We start from the raw sequence: 18,434 nt of genomic DNA, 5'->3' as shown, positions 1-18,434 counted from the left end.
TAATAGCCTATTTGTCTCCAAGTGAGATGAACGGCTCAATAGCTGTGGTTTGTTGAATTTGAGCAATAATGAAAGATTTAGCATCAGCATATTTCTGCTCTGGAATCACTTGTTCTGAAAATTTCAAAAGACATTTGTATTCTTTTTCCGAAATTTTTTCAATATACTTATATTTCTCCAGCACATTGACAAAAATATCCGACTTAGATTTGACAACTTCTTTACGCATAAATTTCAAAAGAAAAGTAGTCATATACTTAAGTGCATATTCTGGGTCAACATCGCCAATCATTTGATAAACCTCTGTTTCAAGCGGAGTTAAAGGTAAATTTTTGGCCACTTTATCAAAATAATTGGCAAGTGATTGTGGAATTTCAGTATTCTGTGGATATTCTTTGTAAGAAAAAGATGTCATGAAATTCAAGATAACTTGATTCGTTTGATTAGTCAAAGATTGATAAAGCATACTTTGGGATAATAACTTTTCAATCCGTGACTCCTTTTCAATAAAGATTGGAGCTTCGTAGATGTTTTTCTGTGGTTCAGCAATTTTGTCTTTTAAAGTTTCCCAATCAAACTCACTGTCATTAAAAACATGAAAGCCCAGCGAATAACGTTTATCAGAACGTAAGATTAACCCAGCAGCAATAAATGAGTCAATTTGCCGGTCAATATTTTTTACGTCAGCAAAATCTTTATGAATCTGTCTGAGCATGACTTCATCATGTTGTGCTAAATATTCTATCAAATCTTTAAAAAAGGGCTGACTTGTCAGCCGATTTTCATTATAGATTTTAATAGTCATTATTTATTGAAGCTTTCAGTCAATTGTGGAACAACTTGTTTTTTACGTGAAACAGCACCAGCAAGGAAGGCGTGGTCATCTGCAAGTGTAAAGTTGAAAGCTGCTTCTGATTTTTCTGGATGTGCACCCAAAGCAATGATTTCAGAGTTTGAGTTAACAATGTCAGTAATCATAAAGACAAAGTCATCGTATCCATTTGCTGTCATTGAAGCATTAATAGCTGCTTTAATATCTGAAAGACGTTCTAAAACTTCTGGAATATCAACTGTATTAACTTGTGCAATACGAACATTTGAACCATTCAATTCAAAAGTTTTTGCATCAATATCAATCAATTCTTCTGCTGTTTTAGTAGATAAATTTGTTCCAGCTTTGAGCATTGCAAGTCCATATTCTTCAAGGTTAACACCAGCAATTTCAGCAAGTTCTTTAGCAACTTTATGGTCTGTTACATGAGTCGTTGGAGATTTCAAAAGCAAAGTATCTGAAATCAAACCTGAAAGTAAAAGTCCAGCAACTTCTTTAGGGATTTCAACATTTGCTTCAAGGAATTTACGGTAAACAATTGATGACGCAGAACCAACAGGTTCAACAGTCATAAACAAAGGAGCTGCTGTATTAAAGTTAGCCACACGGTGATGGTCAACTACACCATAAATTGTTAAGTCTTCAATATCAGAGATTGATTGTTGGAACTCATTGTGGTCAGTCAAAATTACTGTATCCACACCCTCTTCTTTTGCTGATTTTACTACACGTGGAGCTTTCACGCCAAAGTAGTCCAATACGAATTGTGTTTCTTCATTTGGAGTTCCAAGGGCAACTACTTCAGTGTTAAGGGCACCATTTGGACGGTGGTTGCTCAAATATGAAAATCCATATGATGAGCCGATAGCGTCAGTATCAGGTTTTTGATGACCAAAAACAAGTATTTTATCAGACATTTTTTTACCTCATTTTAAAAATTTTAATTTCCCACTTAAACTTCTAGTTTTAACTAAAAATTATTTGGGCTATCATCCCTTAAATTATACCAAAAAATGGCTGATTAAGCACATTTTCATTTTCATTTAGGACTGATTTTATTTGATTGTTCGTTTTGTAACAAAAAAATGAATCTGAATAACTTCAAATTCATTTTTATTTTTTATCTTATACGTTCTAAGTAATCTTGATAAGATTCTGTATTCATGATTTCTTTAGCATTATGAACACGATCTTTTGTTGGAGGTTTCACACCTTCAAGCGGATATTTCCAACCTAATTCACGCCATTTAAATTCACCCATTGTATGGTAGGGTAAAATTTCAAATTTCAAGACATTTTTTAAAGTTTTTACAAATTCACCTAATTGAACTAAATCTTCATCAAAATCACTTTCACCAGGAACAAGAACGTGACGAACCCACATTGCATTACCACGGTCTGATAAATACTGTGCAAAAGCTAAAATATTATCGTTTTTATTAGCTGTCAATTCTTTGTGTCGTTCTGGATTTATTTCTTTAATGTCTAATAATACTAAGTCGGTATAATCTAGTAACTCATCAATTTTTTCGGTTACATATTTATCAGTCAAATATGGTTGAGCCGCTGTATCAAGTGTTGTATGAATACCGAGAGATTTTGCATATTTGAAAAGAGCTAATACAAAGTCAATTTGAAGGAGCGCCTCACCACCAGAAACGGTAATTCCACCTTTCTCTCCCCAAAAACCTCTAAAACGAAGTGCCTCATCCATGACATCTTCTACGGTACGCTCTGTCGCTTTATCTGACTTTAATGCCCAAGTATCAGGGTTGTGACAATATTTGCAACGCATCCGACAGCCTTGCATGAAAATAATAAAACGGACCCCAGGGCCATCAACAGAACCAAAAGATTCAGTTGAATGAATCAGGCCAGTAACTTTTTTAAGTTCATCTATATTCTCTGACATCATCTTCTCCAATTCAAAACACTATTTCACACCCCTATCATACCGCAATTCATTGATTTTATCAAATCAAATTCTGTCAGTAAAAGTTACAGATAAGGGCTCTGTCAGTAAAAAATTTTAGTAAATTATTTCTTGTCAGCACCTAGATGTAAGGGCTTATCTAAATAATTATCAGTTTTATTCTATAAAAAAACTGACAGAATTTCTGTCAGTAATTTTTTTAAATTTCTGTTTCTTCTGGTTCGACATCAAATTCAACACGAAGTTTAACCACACGTTTTCCAGAGACTTCTAAACTTGTCAGTGAAAAATGATCTTCATCATTATCTACTTTGCAGACAATTTGTTGTCCTTTGGCTGGAATTTTACCAGTTGTCGCTAAGAAATAACCTGCAATTGTATCAACGTCATTGCTTTCAAGATGTGTATCAAATTCTTCATTGAAGTCATTCAAAGTCATTTTCCCTTGGACAACATAGAGATTTTCACCGATTTTGAAGACTTCTTCTTCAGCAATATCGGTTTCGTCATCAATTTCACCAACGATTTCTTCTAGTAAATCTTCTAAGGTAACTACGCCTTCAACACCACCATATTCGTTTAATAATACAGCCATTTGATTCTGAGTTTTACGCATTTGACGCATTAAGTCATCAACAAAGATTGTTTCAGGAACAAACAAAGGTTCTTGAAGAATTTCTCGTAAGTCAATATCATCAAAACCATGGTCAAAAGAATATCTTAAAAGTTTTTTCACATGTAAAATTCCCAGAATATTATCTTTATCATCATCATAAACTGGTACCCGTGAATAAGTTTCACTTAGAATAGCGGTAATATTTTCACGTGAATCATCATTAATATCAATCATGAAAGCATCCGTTCTTGGAACCATGATTTCACGCGCAACCAACTCGTCTAAGCTGAACACCCCAGTAATCATTTCACGCTCATTAGCGTCAAGTGCTTCATCATTTGTATTAAGCAAATACTCAATTTCATCTCGAGTCATCCCTTCATCCAAATCATCAAATTTCATTGGAGTCAATCGGCTTAAGAAATTTGTTGAACTTGCCAAGAACCAAACGAAAGGTTTCATCACTTTTCCCAAAAATTGGATAGGTGGTGCGACTCTTAGGGCCAGTTTTTCTTTAAGGTTTTGGGCAATTCGCTTCGGATAAAGTTCACCAAATACGAGAGAGACATAGGTTAAGACAGCTAAAACAATAATTTGAGCCAAAGTTTTAGCTAGAGCTGTTCCACCTAACAGTGGAGCTAAACGTGAAGATAAGGCTTCGGCCAAACTAGCCCCCGCTAAAATATTAATCAAAGTAATCCCAATTTGAATCGTTGAGAGGAAATTACTTGGTTGATTAAGGATATTAACAAGGTTAATATATTTCTTATCACCTTCGCTAGCCTTTTGTTCTACTTTCGTCCGGCTGAGACTGACCATGGCCATCTCACTGGCTGAAAAGAAGGCATTTAAAGCTGTTAAAAAAATAAGTAAAAGAATCTGCAAGAGTATCGATACACTCTCGGGATCAGGGTTTGACATTAGTGCTCCTTGAGAAAAATATTATAGTGTTTATTTTTAACACTCAAAACTTTGCCAACTCAAATTTAATGAAAATGAGAGTTAACAATTTAGATAGAATCATTATATCATATTTTTGTTCTCATCTTGAAATAATTTTTCTTTGTTCGGCTTTATGATTATTATAAAGGCTATTGGCAAATTTAACAATCTCTTTGACTAAGCAATAAGCAGGAACAGCGATAATCATTCCTAAAATTCCATACAAACTTCCAGAAATTAACATGAGAATCATAACGGTTACTGGATGAACTTTAACAGCTGACCCCACAATTTTAGGATAAACAAGATTTCCATCAAGCTGTTGCAAAACAAGGACATAGATAACGGCAATAAGTGCTGTTACTGGTCGATTAAAGGCCACCGTTACTATCATCGGTAAAACACCAATATATGGACCCGCATAAGGAATGAGATTTGTTACTCCAGCAAAGAGTGCGAAAAGAAAGGCATAAGGAATTCCAAGAACCATGTAACCAATAAAGACGACAATAAAGACAAGCAAGGCATCAAGCGCAACTCCTGAAATATAACGTGAAATCGTATGATTCATATTTTCAAGAAGTTCAAAGATATTCAATCTATCTTCGGTCAAAACATTTTCCTTCAAAAACGGAATAATCTTTTCACCATCTTTAAGCATATAGTAAAGTAAGATTGGTACCAAAATCATTACCATAACAATGCTTGTAATGATACCAACGATACTTCCAACACTAACCGTGATACTATTAAGCAAATTGTGCAAAATATCAGTATACGAAAGATTTAATTTCTCAACAAGACTATTAACATCAAGTTGGTCGTAGATTTGAGCGAATCGTGGATTATGTTGAAGCCCTTCAATCCAAGCCCTAACTTGTGGATAAGCTTTCCCAGTTGCATTAATTAGACTTGTCAACTGTGAAATTAAGCTTGGAATGACTGAGGCAATTGCAAAAATAATCATTCCTAAGATTAATAAAAGAACAATAAAAATTCCTAATACCTTTTTTATTCTTAACTTCTCTTCCATGAAAGTAACAACAGGATTAAAAACATAATATAAAAAACCTGCAATAATAAATGGGACAAATAAGAGCGTCAACAATGTTTTAATGGGTTGAAATACAAAATCAATCTGAGACAAGAGAAAGATTAACAAAGTAACGGCTAATATTTCCACTGTCCAGAAGAATAATTTACTATTTTTGAACATAAATTTCCTTTATTTAATATATTTTTGTCTTTCTTAAAATAAATGATTGAATAATTGTTATTTTAAATAACTTATTTCTGCTATTTTTAGACTATTTATATTATAATAAATCCAAGGCTTATGACCTGGACACTATCTATAATACCATAAACTGATTTACTGCGCTACAAAGGCATTCAAACAAAAATTCAAGTTATTTAAATTAACCTGATTTAATATCGTAACGCTGTTAAAAACTCTGTTAAAAAAATATACAGAAATTATTCATTGCACCGCCGTGCGTAAAATTGAGAATCATGACTAGGCACTTGTTTAGTGCTTTTTTATTATGCTCAAAGAGGGACTTGAACCCTCACGGTTTAATAACCAACGGATTTTAAGTCCGCAGCGTCTGCCAATTCCGCCATTCGAGCAAATCTCCGCCTAGACACTAAACGGAGACACTATTATTATAGCATAGTATGAACTTAATACATTATAAGTAAACGCATACAAAAAACTTGACTATGATTAATTTTTCTGATATTATTACTTTCGTAGGTAAAAGATTTGGCTTATCCATTTCTTGGAATACGTTTACATTCCGCTAGCGCTGGGTTAGCGGTCTTTTTATATTTTAAAAGCCACTCAGAAGGGTGGCTAAACTCTAGAAATAGGATGAAATCTCACAAACATCCCGAATATATTATAATATAATATCATTGACAATTGTTCATAAAATTGTTAATATTATAATAGTTAGTGCAAGTTAATCTAGTTTTATACTATATTATTCATACCTTGCTCTAATCACGTTTCGGCACTGGCTTAATGCTAGTGCTTTTTTATATAAAAAAATGCCTCATAAGGGGGAGGAGGCATTTAAGAAAAATTTTATAACGAGCTTCTCATGGATGAAGAAAGCTCAAGGAAATAAAATATCAGGATGATTTATTATAGCGCTATCATTATTTTTTGTCAAGAAAAAAGCGCCCCAGTTAGGAGAGGAACGCTAAAGAGTAAATTTATGAAAAATTATATATTTTTGGGTAAATATAGTATATATCTACTTCCTTAACTAGAACAAAAAGCCCTGTTTAAGGGCAGACGTCATCTTATATAGGTAAGATGAATTCATTCTACTACTTTTTGTATTCGTTTTCAAATAAAAAACACCGTCACTTAGTCAAAACGATGTTCTCGGAGTTATTTATAACCTTATGTAAAATGATAAAATTATTATACAATTTACTGTTTCCGTTGTAAAGAAAAACGCCCTTACCTTGAAAAGGACGCTCACTGTGCTTCTAAATATTTAGCTATTTGTATTTGGAAGGGCAACTATGATGATTGAATTATACCAACAATTATAAAGTTATACAGTAACATTTGTTAACAAAAAAGACCCCCGATTAAGGGGTGTCAGTGTTAGAAGTTTAATTATAGCAAACTTCTTAACGAGAACAAAGAAAAATGTCCTAGAACCAGTATTATTTCTTTTTCCTGTAATCAAAAGCAAGCCCAAATAACAATCCGATACCAATACCCATAGCTAAGTTATGAAAAATAATCCCAAATGCCACTCCTAAGCACAAACCTGTTTCGATTCCTAATCCATTACTACCTTTTTTCATAAGCTGTTCCTCTCTTTACGAAAATTATATCATAATAATGTCGAAAGAAAAACGCCCCGGAGGGCGAAATGTTATAGATAGGTATATACCTTAATATCCTCAGGTAAATTTAAAAAATCTCTATCATGGGTTACAATTGAGAAATTTAATTTTTTCGCAATGTCATAATATATCAAGTCGTTATAATCTTTCATAAGATGGTGAAAAGTAGATAAAGTTTCCATTTTTTCCTTATCAGTATCTATTATATTAACAAATGGTAAGATATCTTCTTCAACAGTAATTAAGCATACTTCATACATCTTAGTAAAGTCTGAGGTTTTTTGAAAATTTTTCTTAAATTTGAAAGTTTTTGAGTCTTTTTTGTTATCTTTCAAATATGTCTTATAACTTTCACGACAAACAACATTGATAAATTCCGAAATAGTCAAAGGAGTAACATATAATTTTAACTTATTACGTATTGCATATTCCCAAAAAATATCATAATCTGCCTTATTATTTTGATACAACGACGGATAAACTAACGATAATAAAATATTTGTGTCAATCAGAAATTTTTCTTCAGGATTCCCCGGTTGAATAGTTTCTAAATTTATTTTAATCACCATTCAAAACCTCCTGAAGGCTCTTCTTCGTGTTTTCTCTTTTTTCTTTACTATTCGATAATACAAGTGTTATTTTTTTTAAGTGCGATTCATTAACATTCGGATTAATTTTAACCAACCTTCTTAATTCTTCTGGAGTATTTACATCATATAGTTGACCGATAGCTACGTTAAGAAATGCAGTAGTAAGTGTTTTTATTCCTTCAAAATTTAATACACTAACTTCATCTTTCTCTATATTATCTTTAATTATTTTAAAAACCATCTCCCCCTTTATTGATGTAACTGCTAAATCACTTTGTATAATTTCCTTTATCAAAATATCCAATTTTAATTCTCCTTGTTCTCAGCGTATCAAAATAATAGATTAAATGCTTCTCCATCCATTTCAATTGACCTATTTTCAATATCATTATTCACACAATCATCTAAATATAGAGTTATTATAACTAATGTTCCAGAAACTACAAATGGAAATGGGTAATATTGCTCTTTCCCCTCTTTATTTAAATTATAATAACCTTCATTAGATACAACTAAAATTTCACCTTTATCTCTCAATTTATTTTTTATTTCAAATAAACCTACTCCACCATCTATATTTTCTTTTGTACTTGTTCCTTTTTCGAAGGCCCAATCAAAAGCTTTTTTATTTTCTACAATATTAGTTCTGGTCTTTATATTTTTCAAAAGTCCTATTCCAATATCAGATATTGCAAAAGATATTTTACCATTTTCAGTTCCGTAAGGTTTGTGAGGATAATATTGACCACACATATATAAATAATTTGATTGGGAATGATCTATAACATTATGAATTATTTCCCATATTGAAGCGTTGATTTCATTTAAAAATCCATCACTAGTTTTTTCTTTTATAGAACGAAACAATTCTGAATAGATGTACTCGTTGATTCTTTCTTCATCATCTTCATTAGCAATACGTGACTTAAAAAATTTAATAGTTGTATTATACTCATCTTTAACATATTCTTCAATTCCAAATTGAGTTAAAAAACCATTTTTCTTCAAAAGTTCTTTTGTTTTTAAAGCCATATTATCTAACACAGCAAATGGACGAACTCCTCTTTTCATAAGATGATCGCAAATCATGCCCAAAAAAACTGTCATTTCAGCATCTATCCATCTACTTTTTTCGAAATACAAAGTCACTTCGTCACCTTCCAAAAGAAGGGCATCTATATTTGATAACTGTTCTATAAGTTCATACATATTATTATAATCTTTGTCAAGACTTTTTGGAATAAATACTTTATAATCACTCATAATTTTTACTCTCTTCACCTTTTTATCTATTATAGCACAATAGATTAACTCCATAAAAAAACACCCGCCGAAGCGGGGTTATACTTTAGTTTGTTCTTTAATAAAGTGTCTAATTAAAGTAGAAGCTTCAAATAGTGTAGATAATATAAAAGAAATTCCCCCTATCAAAAGAATTTGATTAGACTGCTCAAATTCGCCGAAAGCTAAAACCTCAATACTTAGTATAATAACAACAAGCCAAGTTCCTTCAAATTTCATCTTACTACCACCACTTTTAGTTTTATTAAAAAGTATATCATATTCTGAAAAATAAAAAAAGTACTGACTAAAATCAGAGTTTATTCCTATGATAACTAGTAACTTAACTTATGCTATACTTAAAATAACTAAATTAACTCTATAGGTGGAATTATATATGTTCATTTTTTATGTTTTTGTAGCTGCCTTAATATGGGCTGGAGTGTCATACTGGTTACATAAAAACAAGCCGCTAAAGAATGCTGGTGAAGTGCAGCAGGTATATTTGATTATAACAAGCATAAGTGTGATTATTATAGCGCTAATCATCCTCGTTTTTCTTATTTATATGATGGTATCCAGCAAATCATTAGATAACTTATCCTGGGCTATCATTTGTATATTAGTTATCGCTGTTGCCGCATTGTTCTTCAAAGAAAATAAAATTTAAAAAAGCCTGGCCAAAGCCAGGGTTTATTTTATAGTTTATTCAAATTTAATAGATATTGAAATATTTATTTTAAGAACAGAACCATTAAATCTTCATCAAAATATTTGTCTCCAGTTTTTAAGGCATTTATTTCAACCCCATATTTCTCAAAACCTAGATGCCCATAAAGTTTTACCGCTGAAATATTATTTGAAACAACTGATAACCTTATTTGTTCTAAATCAGGATATTCTTCTTTTACTTTATTAATTAAGGTAGATAATAATAGTTTGGCTAGACCTTTATTTTGGTAATCTCCATGAATGAACATTCCATATATATCACCCTTATGTCTGTCCTTTTCACCAATTTCTTTATGAAATGAAACCATTCCTATTAATTCTTTTCCGTCAAAAATTCCCATAAAGAATTTGCTGGAGTTTGGCGATATTCTTTCTATAATTTCTTGTTCTGAGAACTTCACTTCTCTCTCGTAAGTAGACCCAAAAGATTCAGAGGCTGCCTTTAAAGCATTCAATCTCAATCTTTGATATGAACTCCAATCACTTTTATCAATTAGCCTTATTTTCATAATCCACCCCCGTTGTTAAGTGTATTTTACCATAAAACAAAAAAGCGCACTGCAATGCGCTTTAAAAACTGATTTCTTAACTACTATTATATCATAGCCCTTTAGGGGACTTTTTATTTGTTTTATATTTTGTACTGCGATGAAACTAAACTTACAAGGCTATTTTTCACGATATCCTCGCATATAATTTTTCATATATTCAGGATTCTTTGTTTCCCATTTTTTACGAACTTTCTTACGAGCTTCTTTTCTACATTCTTCGCTACAATATCTTTCTTGCTTGGCTGTATTGAACAAATTTTTGCAAGTTTTGCACCGAATAACGCTCATTTTTATCCCCCCTTTCTGCTTGTTAAACACATACACGAGAAAAAATGTACAGTGACGGCGTGAAGTACGGATTTACCCAGAGGGAGGGGGCTATGCCCCCCATAGTTTCTTTAAAAATATTTTCAGATTTAAAAAATAAAATTAATAAATAATAAATTAATATAAATATTTTTTTATTATTTATTTTTATTAATCATAAACCTTTTAGTAAGTTGCTCAATGCTTGCTTAGTTCGTTCCGTCTTGTCGGTATCGACTCCGTACTTGCTTTCATATTCAGATTCAATCTGTTGCATAGCTTTTTGTTTAGCAGTTTCAATTTCTTTGTCACGCTTTAACTTATTATCATTGTAATTTCTTTCGGCAACTTGTTTCATCAATCCATTAATCTCATCACGTTCGGCGTTCGCCTTATCTCTCATCTTGTCAAAGGCTTCTTTGCTCCGCTGTCTGCTCGTCTCCTCTCGTTCTTTGCGTTCAATCTCTGCGCCTTTTCGGATGTCCTCAACCCAATTGCCTGTATGTTGTTGGCTGTTGTCTTTGATTGTTTCTGTCATGGTATCCCCCCTTTATTATGCGTTCATATCATCAAGAAATGTGTTGCCAAGATATTTAAAGTTATAAACATTTCGGACTGAGTTGTTTCGTTTATACTCTACCGCTCGCGTTATTTTGGTACCGTTCGACGCTACTAAACAATCGGCGTCTTTATAAACATCATATTGTGCAATGCGTAACAACTCATCAGCTTTATGGTAGACTGAGTTAGACTCATCAGCCAATGCCTTGAGTTCTGCCATTAGCTTAGCGCCCTTAATATTCAACTCATCTTGTGACTTATCGGCAGCCTTTTCAATATCTGAGACCAATTGATTATAATCATCTTTGGTCACTAATGGAGTGCTTTCCAATTTGTCTAACTGTTTTTGATACAATTCAATAGCGTGTTGTGATGTCCATATATCCCCCTTTGCTTTATCATAAGCTACTAAGTCAGCGGTCTCCTCGGCTTTGATTAATTCCTCATTAGCAATTTTCAAGGTTCTTTCCGCTTTTTCTTTATTATTTTTAAACTTCTCAATTTCCAATAAATTACCGTCTTTTTGATTGATAAGTTCTGCTTCAATTTCTTCAAATGTTTTCATTATGGTTTCTCCTGTATTTATTTGTTAGTAAATATATATTATAATCGGAACTATTGATAGTTCCTGTAATTCCCTATGTTTATTAGGTTGATAGCTGTTTTTATAAATTAGTTAAAACAACTGATTTTGGTGGGTGTCTTACCCTCATTATTTCTCCTTTATTATTCTGGTACTGTACCAAGTGGCCCACGTTTTGCGACTTTAATTGCCACAACATGACTCCCATTAAATACGGTAGTGCCTAGTCTAAATAACTGGTCAGGGTTATCTTGCCATTTGCCAATGACTTTCATATTATCCAGTGTCTGATTAAAGACAAACGCTGATGAATCATTTACTGTATAAACCATAATTACTTTATCGCTCATTATTTTTTCTCCCTATGTTTAAACTCGTTTTATTGAAACAATATTTTTTATGTTGAATAAGTAGCCACCTAGCCACTCCGCATTTTTATCAACTAAAAGTGCATGACTAAATTTCTCAAATTCCTCTTCATCATAAGGAATATTAAATGGCATTTTTTCATTGACTGTAAAGACTACTGTTTTTGTAAAATTAAAGCTCATTATCAAACCTCTTTTTCTAAATTGGTATAGCTTTTTCTATTTGATGACTATTAGTTTCTAAAATAGTTCTCTAGACCACACTTTTTTTGCGTGGTCAACCACATATTTACCACGCTTATAAACAGCTCTACTAAGCCATTGACACAGAGGACACGTTTTTTTATGAAATTCCTATAAAGTAATAATATATACTCTAATCAACCTTTAAAATTGGTATAACTAAAACCTATATATAAACTCTATAAAAATATTAATCAAAATAAAAAACGTTTTTTGCGTATTTTACGTGGTCATTCCTTTAATACTACTATTTATAGCTATTAATAAAACGTGGTAAATATGTGGTCAAAATGTGGTCATTATGGTGGCTCGTACATTGTTTCAAGAAACACTGTGACTGCTTTTGATGCTCGACGAGGATTCCCTATTGCAATTACTCTAAAAGTTTTTCGATTACCATCTCTTGTTGGAAATTTTCTCGTAGTTTCAAAATATCCAATAATATCAAGAGCTTCTTTTCTTCGTTTAGGACTTCCAGCACCGTAATAGGTTTCTTTCAATAGCTTCTGAACCTCATCCGTTTTGATTATTGTCTTGTTACCTTTGATATGCTCCTCGATAATATAAATTTGTACATCATCAAAATCGAAGTGATCACTGCTGAAATTGTCCATTTCCACTTGCTTAAAATTGAACTTAAATTTATTCTGTCTCCAATAGACAAATGAAGAATACAAAGCAGCGACTCCTGCAAGCGCCGTTGCTTCTCGACTGGTCTCAGATACTCGTTGTTCAGTGAATGCTTCCCAGTAGGGTGCAAAGATTGATTCACGTTCGCTATCAGTTTCTCTTTTTGGACGATTCTTAAAAGCAATGTTCACAGCCCTGCTATTCATTTCAGAAGAAAACAGAACTTTTTCATTTGAATCAATAGATAGCACACCAGTCAGATTAATATCCGCATAGTTTTGGCCAATTCCTCGACCACGATATGTACTTTCAGTAGCCAGTATTTTCAAATAACGCTCTAAACTCTTTCCAATTTCTCCTGATTCAGTCACCAGTAACATTTCCCCTCCATCAAATCCAGCCCAAGCCATTGCGGCCGTTGCCTTATTTGAGAGTTCGTCTAGGTTGACATGTTTCGTATCAAAAATTGATGAAATTACTTTATGACGCAAGCCTTTACCAGTACGTGTCCCAGATTTACTGACAAAGAACCTTGTCTTAGTAATCTCACGACATGCCACCAGCATTTGATAGATTGGCTGTAGTTGCGCATTATGCAAACTATCTGCATCGTCTATCACCATTCCTAAGTAATTAGCGTTCAAGATTGACATCTCAATTACATCAGAGAGCTGACAATCAAACACTTTAAAGTAACATTCATTGTCTTTGATAGAACAATTTTTTAAAATTTTCTTTTGATGCAGATCCATTTGAAAGTCATGACAAGCAATAATCGATGCTTTTATTTCTTTAAGAGGTTTTAGCTTTATCTGTTCATCTATAAAAGATATAATTTCTACAACCTCACTAGCTGTGAAGTCAGAACGTTTCCCTAATTTATATTCATGAGCAATATCCATCTCTGACAATCGTTTGAATTGTGAGGTTGAAATATCATATAAATATCCATGATGCAAAGCAATCTTTCCAAATAGATAATCTAAAATCACATTGACAAAACGAGGAATACTTTTACTTGATTTTAATGTAACTACTTCTTTATCTTCTCCATCGTCAGTTTTTTCAGCTTTTTTATTAACTCCACCGTAGAAAATAGATACAGTATTTTGACCATTGTTTAAATGCAAACTAGGTCTTTTGATTCTTTTATTTTCTCCTGTAGACTTTACTGACAGATAAGGATATTCATAAATATCACGATACAAGATATGTACTAAATCAAGACTTTGAGGAATCTTAGCGCCATCAATGTTTCCAAATTTTTCCCAGGGAAGATTAATCACCTTTTTTAGATTATTTTCTAACCGTTCCCATGCTTTGCGTTGTTTTTCCAAATCTCCGTAATCAGTTTTAACTTCTGTCACTTCTTCCCCCTATTCAGCCAATGAATCCATCAAGGATTCCAATTGACTTTTTTTATACCAAACAGTACGATCTCCATCTTCTAAAATCACTTGCTTTAATCCGTGTGCCCGAAGTTTAGCTAAATATGTGGTTGAAATGTTCAGTTCTTTCAATAATTCAGCTTGTTGCACATATGGGAACTCACGACTTTGTTCAACTCTTGCCTCAACTAATTTATCAACACGATTTAATACTGATTGAGTCAGTTCCTGCTCTGCTTCAAATGATAAGATGCTCATTTCTTCCCTCCTCGTTTAAGTCTTATATGCAACTTTGGAGCTTTAGATTCATTGACAATTAATATTTTTTTTACTTCAGCACGACTAGGTTTAACCCACCAAATAGGCAGTATTTCTGTGCTTATAACGTCCATTTTTATAAATTTCATACTTTATCTCTTTTCTTAATTTCGGCTTGTTTTTTCAGTTTCCAACTTTGTGCAAACTCATGGGATACTTTGATACAAAGAGGTGCTTTATTTTGATTGAAAATAATTACTGTTTTTTTGTTTTTTACGCTTTTTAAAAAAACTTGATGTCCAATTTCAGAATTCATTTTTACAGAGAGAATTAAAAAATGTTTATTTTCAAAAGTTCGTGCTTTCTCTAAATCTTCTATTTTGAAAGTAGATGATTGCGTGCCTGGGGCTTGTTCAGTAATATCTATTGTTGCCATTTTCTTACCCCTTCACCATTTCTACTTGAATATCGTTTTCTAAAGTTGTGAAAGTCACAACTGATTGACCGTCAAACAAGCGGTAGACATACTCATTAAGCTGGATAAAATGGCGTGCCTTGGCTTTTAATAAGTTCATGAGTTCAAAGGCTACGGTGTCATCTAAGATATAAGTTTCCTTGTTTACTGGTTTGTTCATATTGAAAATTCCTCTCATTATGGTAAAATAAGAGCATGAAATCACGTTAGTGCGTGAATCATGCTTTGTTATTAAAAGTCTTTACTTTGGTCGGTTGGGACTTTTTCTTTTGTCAAAAATACTTTGATTTGGTGTCGGTCAAAACCTAAATCTAGTAAATTAGTAATACTCGATTCATAAGTTTGCAGTAACTGCAGTTCTTCAGGACTGTCAAGCATTTGTTTAAGTTTTGCGTTAGGACGTCCTAGCGCTTTTCTCATGCCTCTAACACTCTTATACTTACCATTGGTAACAAGAGCTGTCAGCATATCAGCAAAGATAACATGATAATTTTTCTCAAAGTGAGGACTTTCACTGATGGCAGTCGATAATTCTCGCCGTGTGATAGTGGCTTTTGCCATTTCTTTGGCTTTGACTAATTCGCCTTTGAAATAAGCTTTCAATACGCTACGTGTCCATTCACGGAATTTTCGAGCCGTTTCACTCTTTGGTGCAAGGAAAAGAATTTCTTTGATTCCCTCAAAAGTAAATACTCGAGTATCGTATTGCTTTCCGTCACCGTGTGCCAATTTGGCACTAACTGAAAATTCTCTGTTTTTGAGATACTTATTTTTCTGTACTAGTTTTGTAATACCATATCTAGTTTGATATCCAATACACTGAGCAAGTTGTTCAGTTGTCATGAAAATTTCATGATTATCATTACGCCAAACGTCACAGGTAACACCGTTGAATAATTCTTGATTGACTAATTGTAAGTTCATTTATCCTCATTTCTACTTCGTTTAAAGACATTGCGGTCTTTCTTGCTTTCAATTTTGCGCACGGCCAAGTGCTTTTGGTTTCTTTTTAATTGATGATTCTAGTAATCTTTAGCAAGCCAATTTGTTATTTTTTGATAAACACTTCTTTTTACTCTAGAACCACTGGTTTCAATTTTTTTATAAGTTTTAAAAGAAATATTTAATTGAGTATAGACTTGCTTTTTTGTCAATCCCAAATCTGCACGCTTTCTGCGTATAGCTTTTGCTATTTCTAAGGTAATTTCATTCATAAAAACATTCCCCTTTCCGTTTAATTTCGTTTAATTTATTGTCGATAAAATTATTATAGTTTAATTTAGTTTAATTTGCAAGCAGAAAGTTATACGTAATTGAATTTTGTGTTATAATTTTTTGAAGAGGTGTTAAATATGTCAAATAGGATTAAAGAATTAAGATCTAACTCTGGGTTAACGCTTAAACAATTAAGTGAAGCTGTAGGTATTGGAAAATCTACACTTGCAAGCTATGAGTCTCGTGGGGTCACCCCAAGGGTAGATAAAGCAAAAATTTTAGCTGATTATTTTGATGTATCTCTTGAGTACCTACAGGGTAACAGTGATGATAAAAATAATCTCACGACATGGTTAAAAGGTATGGAAAAATCTGAAAATGATCCTGATAATCAAGAAGAACATAAAGGAGAAGCCGTTCTAGCTCAGTTTATTGGAGAGAAAAGGGTTCAAAAAGCAAAAGAGAACTATATTAAGTCTTATGATGATGTAGATGGCTGGTTGGACTACAGAAATTTGTTATATTCATTAAGCTTTTTATATAATTCGGAAGAGGGGGATTTACTAAGTAATTTTATGCTACTTAGTCCTTGGGAAAAGAAGACGGTGTTAGAGCTAACAAAAAATCTTTCTAATGGTGCTCCAACCAATAATTCTAAAGATGATTCCGAACCTCTTCCTTTCTGATTTCATGTTTTGACTTTTGCGCACGGCCAAATGCAAAGAGGAGAATCAACATGAACAAACTAAATATAAAAGAATACAAAACTAAAAGCGGAGAGATTCGCTATATCCTCCGTGGCGCTTATATCGGTACTGACGTACTGACAGGAAAGCAGGTAAAGACAGATATTAGAGGACGTACAAAAAAAGGCATCAAGAATGATCTTGAACGCCTGAAAAATGATTTTAAAAGGAACGGTAGCACCAGAGTTAAAGAATCATTTGAAACCTTTTCCGAAGTTGCTGAAAGTTTTTTTGATGTTTACAAACTTGAGCAAAAGGTTGGAACAATTAAACAAATGAGATCTAACCTAGACACTTACGCACTCCCAGCTTTTGGGGATAAGTGTATTAGTAAAATAACCACTGCACAAATACAAAAACAAGTGATTGCTTGGGCAAAGAAAGCTGCAGCTCCTCTTGAAGGAAAACAAAAACGTGATGTGGGAGCGGGTAAAGATTACAAACTCCAATTGAACGTTATTAACAGAGTTTTTCAACACGCCTTATCCCTAGGAATAATAGAGAGAAATCCTTGTCAGTCTGTTATAATCCCCAAAGTGCGTATTGAGAGTTCATCAAAAGAAATAAAATTCTATACTAAAGAGGAGCTAACAAAGCTATTCTCACACGTTGAAAACCTTACTAGTGGTAAATGGACAAGCGAATATTTTAATGCTCTCCTGCGCCTACTAGTGGCTTCTGGTATGCGTATTGGTGAGGCAATGGCTCTCAGTTGGCTTGATATAGACTTAGACAAACATACAGTATCTGTCAGTAAAACCACCACACAAAGAACCTTGATTCAAGACGCACCCAAAACAAGGAAAAGTAATCGTATCATCAGCATATATGAAAAAGCTAGTACAGTTCTGAAACGTTGGTACTTCTTCCAAAAAAAGCACTTCATGAGCTTAGGGAATCCACAACAACCTCTTGTATTTCCTACCTGGCAGGGAAATGTGATGGATTATCATGGCCTTGTTTATCGTCTTAATAAGATAGAAGATGGAGCTGGCCTGCCTCCTTTATCCTTTCATGGATTTAGACACTCACACGCAAGTTTATGCCTTAATGCTGGTATGACTTACAAGGTGATCCAGGAACGTTTGGGCCATTCAACCTTACAAATGACAATGGACCTTTATTCACATCTAGAGCCAGAAAAAAAGAGCAAAGAGTTGGAACTCTTTACAAAATATGCTAACTTTTGACCAAAACTCTGTTAAAAACGCTGTTAACTCTTTTTTCAGAAAATATAAAAGCACTAAAACACAGTGTTTTCAATGCTTGACACGTTTTAATAGAAGCTTTATAATAAATCCAAGGCTTTTAAG

The 18,434-nt window shown here is 33.1% G+C and carries 26 protein-coding genes and 1 tRNA gene; 3 read left to right on the top strand and 24 right to left on the bottom strand.

Features of this window, described 5'->3' with window-relative positions; translation table 11 throughout:
* Positions 1–7 precede the first annotated feature (7 nt).
* The 11 genes from HFD15_RS00675 to HFD15_RS00625 form a co-directional block, all read right to left on the bottom strand.
* The gene (locus tag HFD15_RS00675) at positions 8–805 is read right to left on the bottom strand and encodes a DUF1803 domain-containing protein (protein ID WP_023189056.1); all 798 of its coding nucleotides are present in this window, start codon (positions 803–805) and stop codon (positions 8–10) included.
* Entirely contained in the window at positions 805–1,749 is a 945-nt protein-coding gene (locus HFD15_RS00670; RefSeq protein ID WP_003130319.1) for a manganese-dependent inorganic pyrophosphatase, read from the bottom strand. Before HFD15_RS00670 ends, HFD15_RS00675 begins: the two co-directional genes overlap by 1 nt.
* Before the next feature lie 203 nt (positions 1,750–1,952).
* Positions 1,953–2,747, bottom strand: coding sequence for a pyruvate formate-lyase-activating protein (gene pflA / locus HFD15_RS00665; RefSeq protein WP_003130318.1), 795 nt, complete (start codon positions 2,745–2,747; stop codon positions 1,953–1,955).
* A 217-nt stretch (positions 2,748–2,964) separates the two neighbouring features.
* The gene (locus HFD15_RS00660; protein WP_021722264.1) at positions 2,965–4,302 is read right to left on the bottom strand and encodes a hemolysin family protein; all 1,338 of its coding nucleotides are present in this window, start codon (positions 4,300–4,302) and stop codon (positions 2,965–2,967) included.
* A 121-nt stretch (positions 4,303–4,423) separates the two neighbouring features.
* Positions 4,424–5,539, bottom strand: a complete 1,116-nt coding sequence (locus HFD15_RS00655) for an AI-2E family transporter (RefSeq protein ID WP_023189057.1) — start codon at positions 5,537–5,539, stop codon at positions 4,424–4,426.
* A gap of 329 nt (positions 5,540–5,868) precedes the next feature.
* Positions 5,869–5,952, bottom strand: a tRNA-Leu gene (locus HFD15_RS00650).
* A 1,056-nt stretch (positions 5,953–7,008) separates the two neighbouring features.
* Complete coding sequence (locus tag HFD15_RS00645; RefSeq protein WP_167593515.1) at positions 7,009–7,152, bottom strand: hypothetical protein; 144 nt, start codon at positions 7,150–7,152, stop codon at positions 7,009–7,011.
* A 71-nt stretch (positions 7,153–7,223) separates the two neighbouring features.
* Positions 7,224–7,763 (bottom strand): PIN domain-containing protein, encoded by a 540-nt coding sequence (locus HFD15_RS00640; RefSeq protein WP_167593513.1) that lies wholly within the window; start codon positions 7,761–7,763, stop codon positions 7,224–7,226.
* Positions 7,753–8,088, bottom strand: a complete 336-nt coding sequence (locus tag HFD15_RS00635) for an STAS-like domain-containing protein (RefSeq protein WP_167593511.1) — start codon at positions 8,086–8,088, stop codon at positions 7,753–7,755. The genes HFD15_RS00640 and HFD15_RS00635 overlap by 11 nt, the downstream gene beginning before the upstream one ends.
* Positions 8,089–8,114: 26 nt before the next feature.
* The gene (locus HFD15_RS00630) at positions 8,115–9,047 is read right to left on the bottom strand and encodes a hypothetical protein (protein WP_167593509.1); all 933 of its coding nucleotides are present in this window, start codon (positions 9,045–9,047) and stop codon (positions 8,115–8,117) included.
* A gap of 78 nt (positions 9,048–9,125) precedes the next feature.
* A complete protein-coding gene (locus HFD15_RS00625; RefSeq protein WP_025017191.1) occupies positions 9,126–9,305 on the bottom strand; it encodes a hypothetical protein in 180 nt (59 codons plus the stop codon).
* Between the two features lie 157 nt (positions 9,306–9,462).
* Here HFD15_RS00625 and HFD15_RS14200 point away from each other — a divergent pair, with 157 nt between their 5' ends.
* A complete protein-coding gene (locus HFD15_RS14200) occupies positions 9,463–9,735 on the top strand; it encodes a hypothetical protein (protein WP_010905419.1) in 273 nt (90 codons plus the stop codon).
* A 64-nt stretch (positions 9,736–9,799) separates the two neighbouring features.
* Here HFD15_RS14200 and HFD15_RS00620 read toward each other — a convergent pair whose 3' ends face one another.
* The 13 genes from HFD15_RS00620 to HFD15_RS00560 all read right to left on the bottom strand — a co-directional run bounded on the left by HFD15_RS00620 (position 9,800) and on the right by HFD15_RS00560 (position 16,374).
* Positions 9,800–10,306, bottom strand: a complete 507-nt coding sequence (locus tag HFD15_RS00620; RefSeq protein WP_167593507.1) for a GNAT family N-acetyltransferase — start codon at positions 10,304–10,306, stop codon at positions 9,800–9,802.
* A 159-nt stretch (positions 10,307–10,465) separates the two neighbouring features.
* Positions 10,466–10,636, bottom strand: coding sequence for a hypothetical protein (locus tag HFD15_RS00615; protein WP_012898380.1), 171 nt, complete (start codon positions 10,634–10,636; stop codon positions 10,466–10,468).
* Between the two features lie 193 nt (positions 10,637–10,829).
* On the bottom strand, positions 10,830–11,192 hold the full coding sequence (locus HFD15_RS00610; RefSeq protein WP_143459568.1) for a hypothetical protein: 363 nt from the start codon (positions 11,190–11,192) through the stop codon (positions 10,830–10,832).
* Positions 11,193–11,207: 15 nt separating this feature from the next.
* The gene (locus HFD15_RS00605; protein ID WP_167593505.1) at positions 11,208–11,780 is read right to left on the bottom strand and encodes a hypothetical protein; all 573 of its coding nucleotides are present in this window, start codon (positions 11,778–11,780) and stop codon (positions 11,208–11,210) included.
* Between the two features lie 161 nt (positions 11,781–11,941).
* Complete coding sequence (locus HFD15_RS00600) at positions 11,942–12,148, bottom strand: hypothetical protein (RefSeq protein WP_003132808.1); 207 nt, start codon at positions 12,146–12,148, stop codon at positions 11,942–11,944.
* Between the two features lie 18 nt (positions 12,149–12,166).
* Entirely contained in the window at positions 12,167–12,349 is a 183-nt protein-coding gene (locus HFD15_RS00595) for a hypothetical protein (RefSeq protein WP_003132807.1), read from the bottom strand.
* A gap of 359 nt (positions 12,350–12,708) precedes the next feature.
* Positions 12,709–14,406 (bottom strand): hypothetical protein, encoded by a 1,698-nt coding sequence (locus HFD15_RS00590; protein WP_167593503.1) that lies wholly within the window; start codon positions 14,404–14,406, stop codon positions 12,709–12,711.
* 9 nt (positions 14,407–14,415) lie between these two features.
* Complete coding sequence (locus HFD15_RS00585; RefSeq protein WP_010906216.1) at positions 14,416–14,685, bottom strand: hypothetical protein; 270 nt, start codon at positions 14,683–14,685, stop codon at positions 14,416–14,418.
* Positions 14,682–14,834, bottom strand: coding sequence for a hypothetical protein (locus HFD15_RS00580; RefSeq protein ID WP_046782463.1), 153 nt, complete (start codon positions 14,832–14,834; stop codon positions 14,682–14,684). The genes HFD15_RS00585 and HFD15_RS00580 overlap by 4 nt, the downstream gene beginning before the upstream one ends.
* The gene (locus HFD15_RS00575) at positions 14,831–15,121 is read right to left on the bottom strand and encodes a hypothetical protein (protein WP_052230891.1); all 291 of its coding nucleotides are present in this window, start codon (positions 15,119–15,121) and stop codon (positions 14,831–14,833) included. Before HFD15_RS00575 ends, HFD15_RS00580 begins: the two co-directional genes overlap by 4 nt.
* Before the next feature lie 4 nt (positions 15,122–15,125).
* Complete coding sequence (locus tag HFD15_RS00570; RefSeq protein WP_167593501.1) at positions 15,126–15,320, bottom strand: DUF1655 domain-containing protein; 195 nt, start codon at positions 15,318–15,320, stop codon at positions 15,126–15,128.
* A gap of 71 nt (positions 15,321–15,391) precedes the next feature.
* A complete protein-coding gene (locus HFD15_RS00565; protein ID WP_167593499.1) occupies positions 15,392–16,084 on the bottom strand; it encodes a Bro-N domain-containing protein in 693 nt (230 codons plus the stop codon).
* 98 nt (positions 16,085–16,182) lie between these two features.
* On the bottom strand, positions 16,183–16,374 hold the full coding sequence (locus tag HFD15_RS00560) for a helix-turn-helix domain-containing protein (protein ID WP_023164583.1): 192 nt from the start codon (positions 16,372–16,374) through the stop codon (positions 16,183–16,185).
* A 138-nt stretch (positions 16,375–16,512) separates the two neighbouring features.
* Between HFD15_RS00560 and HFD15_RS00555 the strand changes: the two genes are divergently transcribed.
* On the top strand, positions 16,513–17,061 hold the full coding sequence (locus HFD15_RS00555; protein ID WP_052484080.1) for a helix-turn-helix transcriptional regulator: 549 nt from the start codon (positions 16,513–16,515) through the stop codon (positions 17,059–17,061).
* A 50-nt stretch (positions 17,062–17,111) separates the two neighbouring features.
* A complete protein-coding gene (locus tag HFD15_RS00550) occupies positions 17,112–18,311 on the top strand; it encodes a site-specific integrase (protein WP_167593497.1) in 1,200 nt (399 codons plus the stop codon).
* Positions 18,312–18,434 lie beyond the last annotated feature (123 nt).

The sequence above is a fragment of the Lactococcus sp. EKM203L genome (genome assembly GCF_011800585.1).
Taxonomy (GTDB): domain Bacteria; phylum Bacillota; class Bacilli; order Lactobacillales; family Streptococcaceae; genus Lactococcus; species Lactococcus lactis.
The sequence above is the reverse complement of the archived record's forward strand: the minus strand, read 5'-3'. Positions and strand labels throughout refer to the sequence as shown.

Bases quoted from the DNA above. Each gene is read 5' to 3' on its own strand.
- HFD15_RS00675 (WP_023189056.1), bottom strand. From the start codon at position 805: ATGACTATTAAAATCTATAATGAAAATCGGCTGACAAGTCAGCCCTTT.
- HFD15_RS00670 (WP_003130319.1), bottom strand. From the start codon at position 1,749: ATGTCTGATAAAATACTTGTTTTTGGTCATCAAAAACCTGATACTGAC.
- pflA (WP_003130318.1), bottom strand. From the start codon at position 2,747: ATGATGTCAGAGAATATAGATGAACTTAAAAAAGTTACTGGCCTGATT.
- HFD15_RS00660 (WP_021722264.1), bottom strand. From the start codon at position 4,302: ATGTCAAACCCTGATCCCGAGAGTGTATCGATACTCTTGCAGATTCTT.
- HFD15_RS00655 (WP_023189057.1), bottom strand. From the start codon at position 5,539: ATGTTCAAAAATAGTAAATTATTCTTCTGGACAGTGGAAATATTAGCC.
- HFD15_RS00645 (WP_167593515.1), bottom strand. From the start codon at position 7,152: ATGAAAAAAGGTAGTAATGGATTAGGAATCGAAACAGGTTTGTGCTTA.
- HFD15_RS00640 (WP_167593513.1), bottom strand. From the start codon at position 7,763: ATGGTGATTAAAATAAATTTAGAAACTATTCAACCGGGGAATCCTGAA.
- HFD15_RS00630 (WP_167593509.1), bottom strand. From the start codon at position 9,047: ATGAGTGATTATAAAGTATTTATTCCAAAAAGTCTTGACAAAGATTAT.
- HFD15_RS00625 (WP_025017191.1), bottom strand. From the start codon at position 9,305: ATGAAATTTGAAGGAACTTGGCTTGTTGTTATTATACTAAGTATTGAG.
- HFD15_RS14200 (WP_010905419.1), top strand. From the start codon at position 9,463: ATGTTCATTTTTTATGTTTTTGTAGCTGCCTTAATATGGGCTGGAGTG.
- HFD15_RS00620 (WP_167593507.1), bottom strand. From the start codon at position 10,306: ATGAAAATAAGGCTAATTGATAAAAGTGATTGGAGTTCATATCAAAGA.
- HFD15_RS00615 (WP_012898380.1), bottom strand. From the start codon at position 10,636: ATGAGCGTTATTCGGTGCAAAACTTGCAAAAATTTGTTCAATACAGCC.
- HFD15_RS00610 (WP_143459568.1), bottom strand. From the start codon at position 11,192: ATGACAGAAACAATCAAAGACAACAGCCAACAACATACAGGCAATTGG.
- HFD15_RS00605 (WP_167593505.1), bottom strand. From the start codon at position 11,780: ATGAAAACATTTGAAGAAATTGAAGCAGAACTTATCAATCAAAAAGAC.
- HFD15_RS00600 (WP_003132808.1), bottom strand. From the start codon at position 12,148: ATGAGCGATAAAGTAATTATGGTTTATACAGTAAATGATTCATCAGCG.
- HFD15_RS00595 (WP_003132807.1), bottom strand. From the start codon at position 12,349: ATGAGCTTTAATTTTACAAAAACAGTAGTCTTTACAGTCAATGAAAAA.
- HFD15_RS00585 (WP_010906216.1), bottom strand. From the start codon at position 14,685: ATGAGCATCTTATCATTTGAAGCAGAGCAGGAACTGACTCAATCAGTA.
- HFD15_RS00580 (WP_046782463.1), bottom strand. From the start codon at position 14,834: ATGAAATTTATAAAAATGGACGTTATAAGCACAGAAATACTGCCTATT.
- HFD15_RS00575 (WP_052230891.1), bottom strand. From the start codon at position 15,121: ATGGCAACAATAGATATTACTGAACAAGCCCCAGGCACGCAATCATCT.
- HFD15_RS00570 (WP_167593501.1), bottom strand. From the start codon at position 15,320: ATGAACAAACCAGTAAACAAGGAAACTTATATCTTAGATGACACCGTA.
- HFD15_RS00565 (WP_167593499.1), bottom strand. From the start codon at position 16,084: ATGAACTTACAATTAGTCAATCAAGAATTATTCAACGGTGTTACCTGT.
- HFD15_RS00560 (WP_023164583.1), bottom strand. From the start codon at position 16,374: ATGAATGAAATTACCTTAGAAATAGCAAAAGCTATACGCAGAAAGCGT.
- HFD15_RS00555 (WP_052484080.1), top strand. From the start codon at position 16,513: ATGTCAAATAGGATTAAAGAATTAAGATCTAACTCTGGGTTAACGCTT.
- HFD15_RS00550 (WP_167593497.1), top strand. From the start codon at position 17,112: ATGAACAAACTAAATATAAAAGAATACAAAACTAAAAGCGGAGAGATT.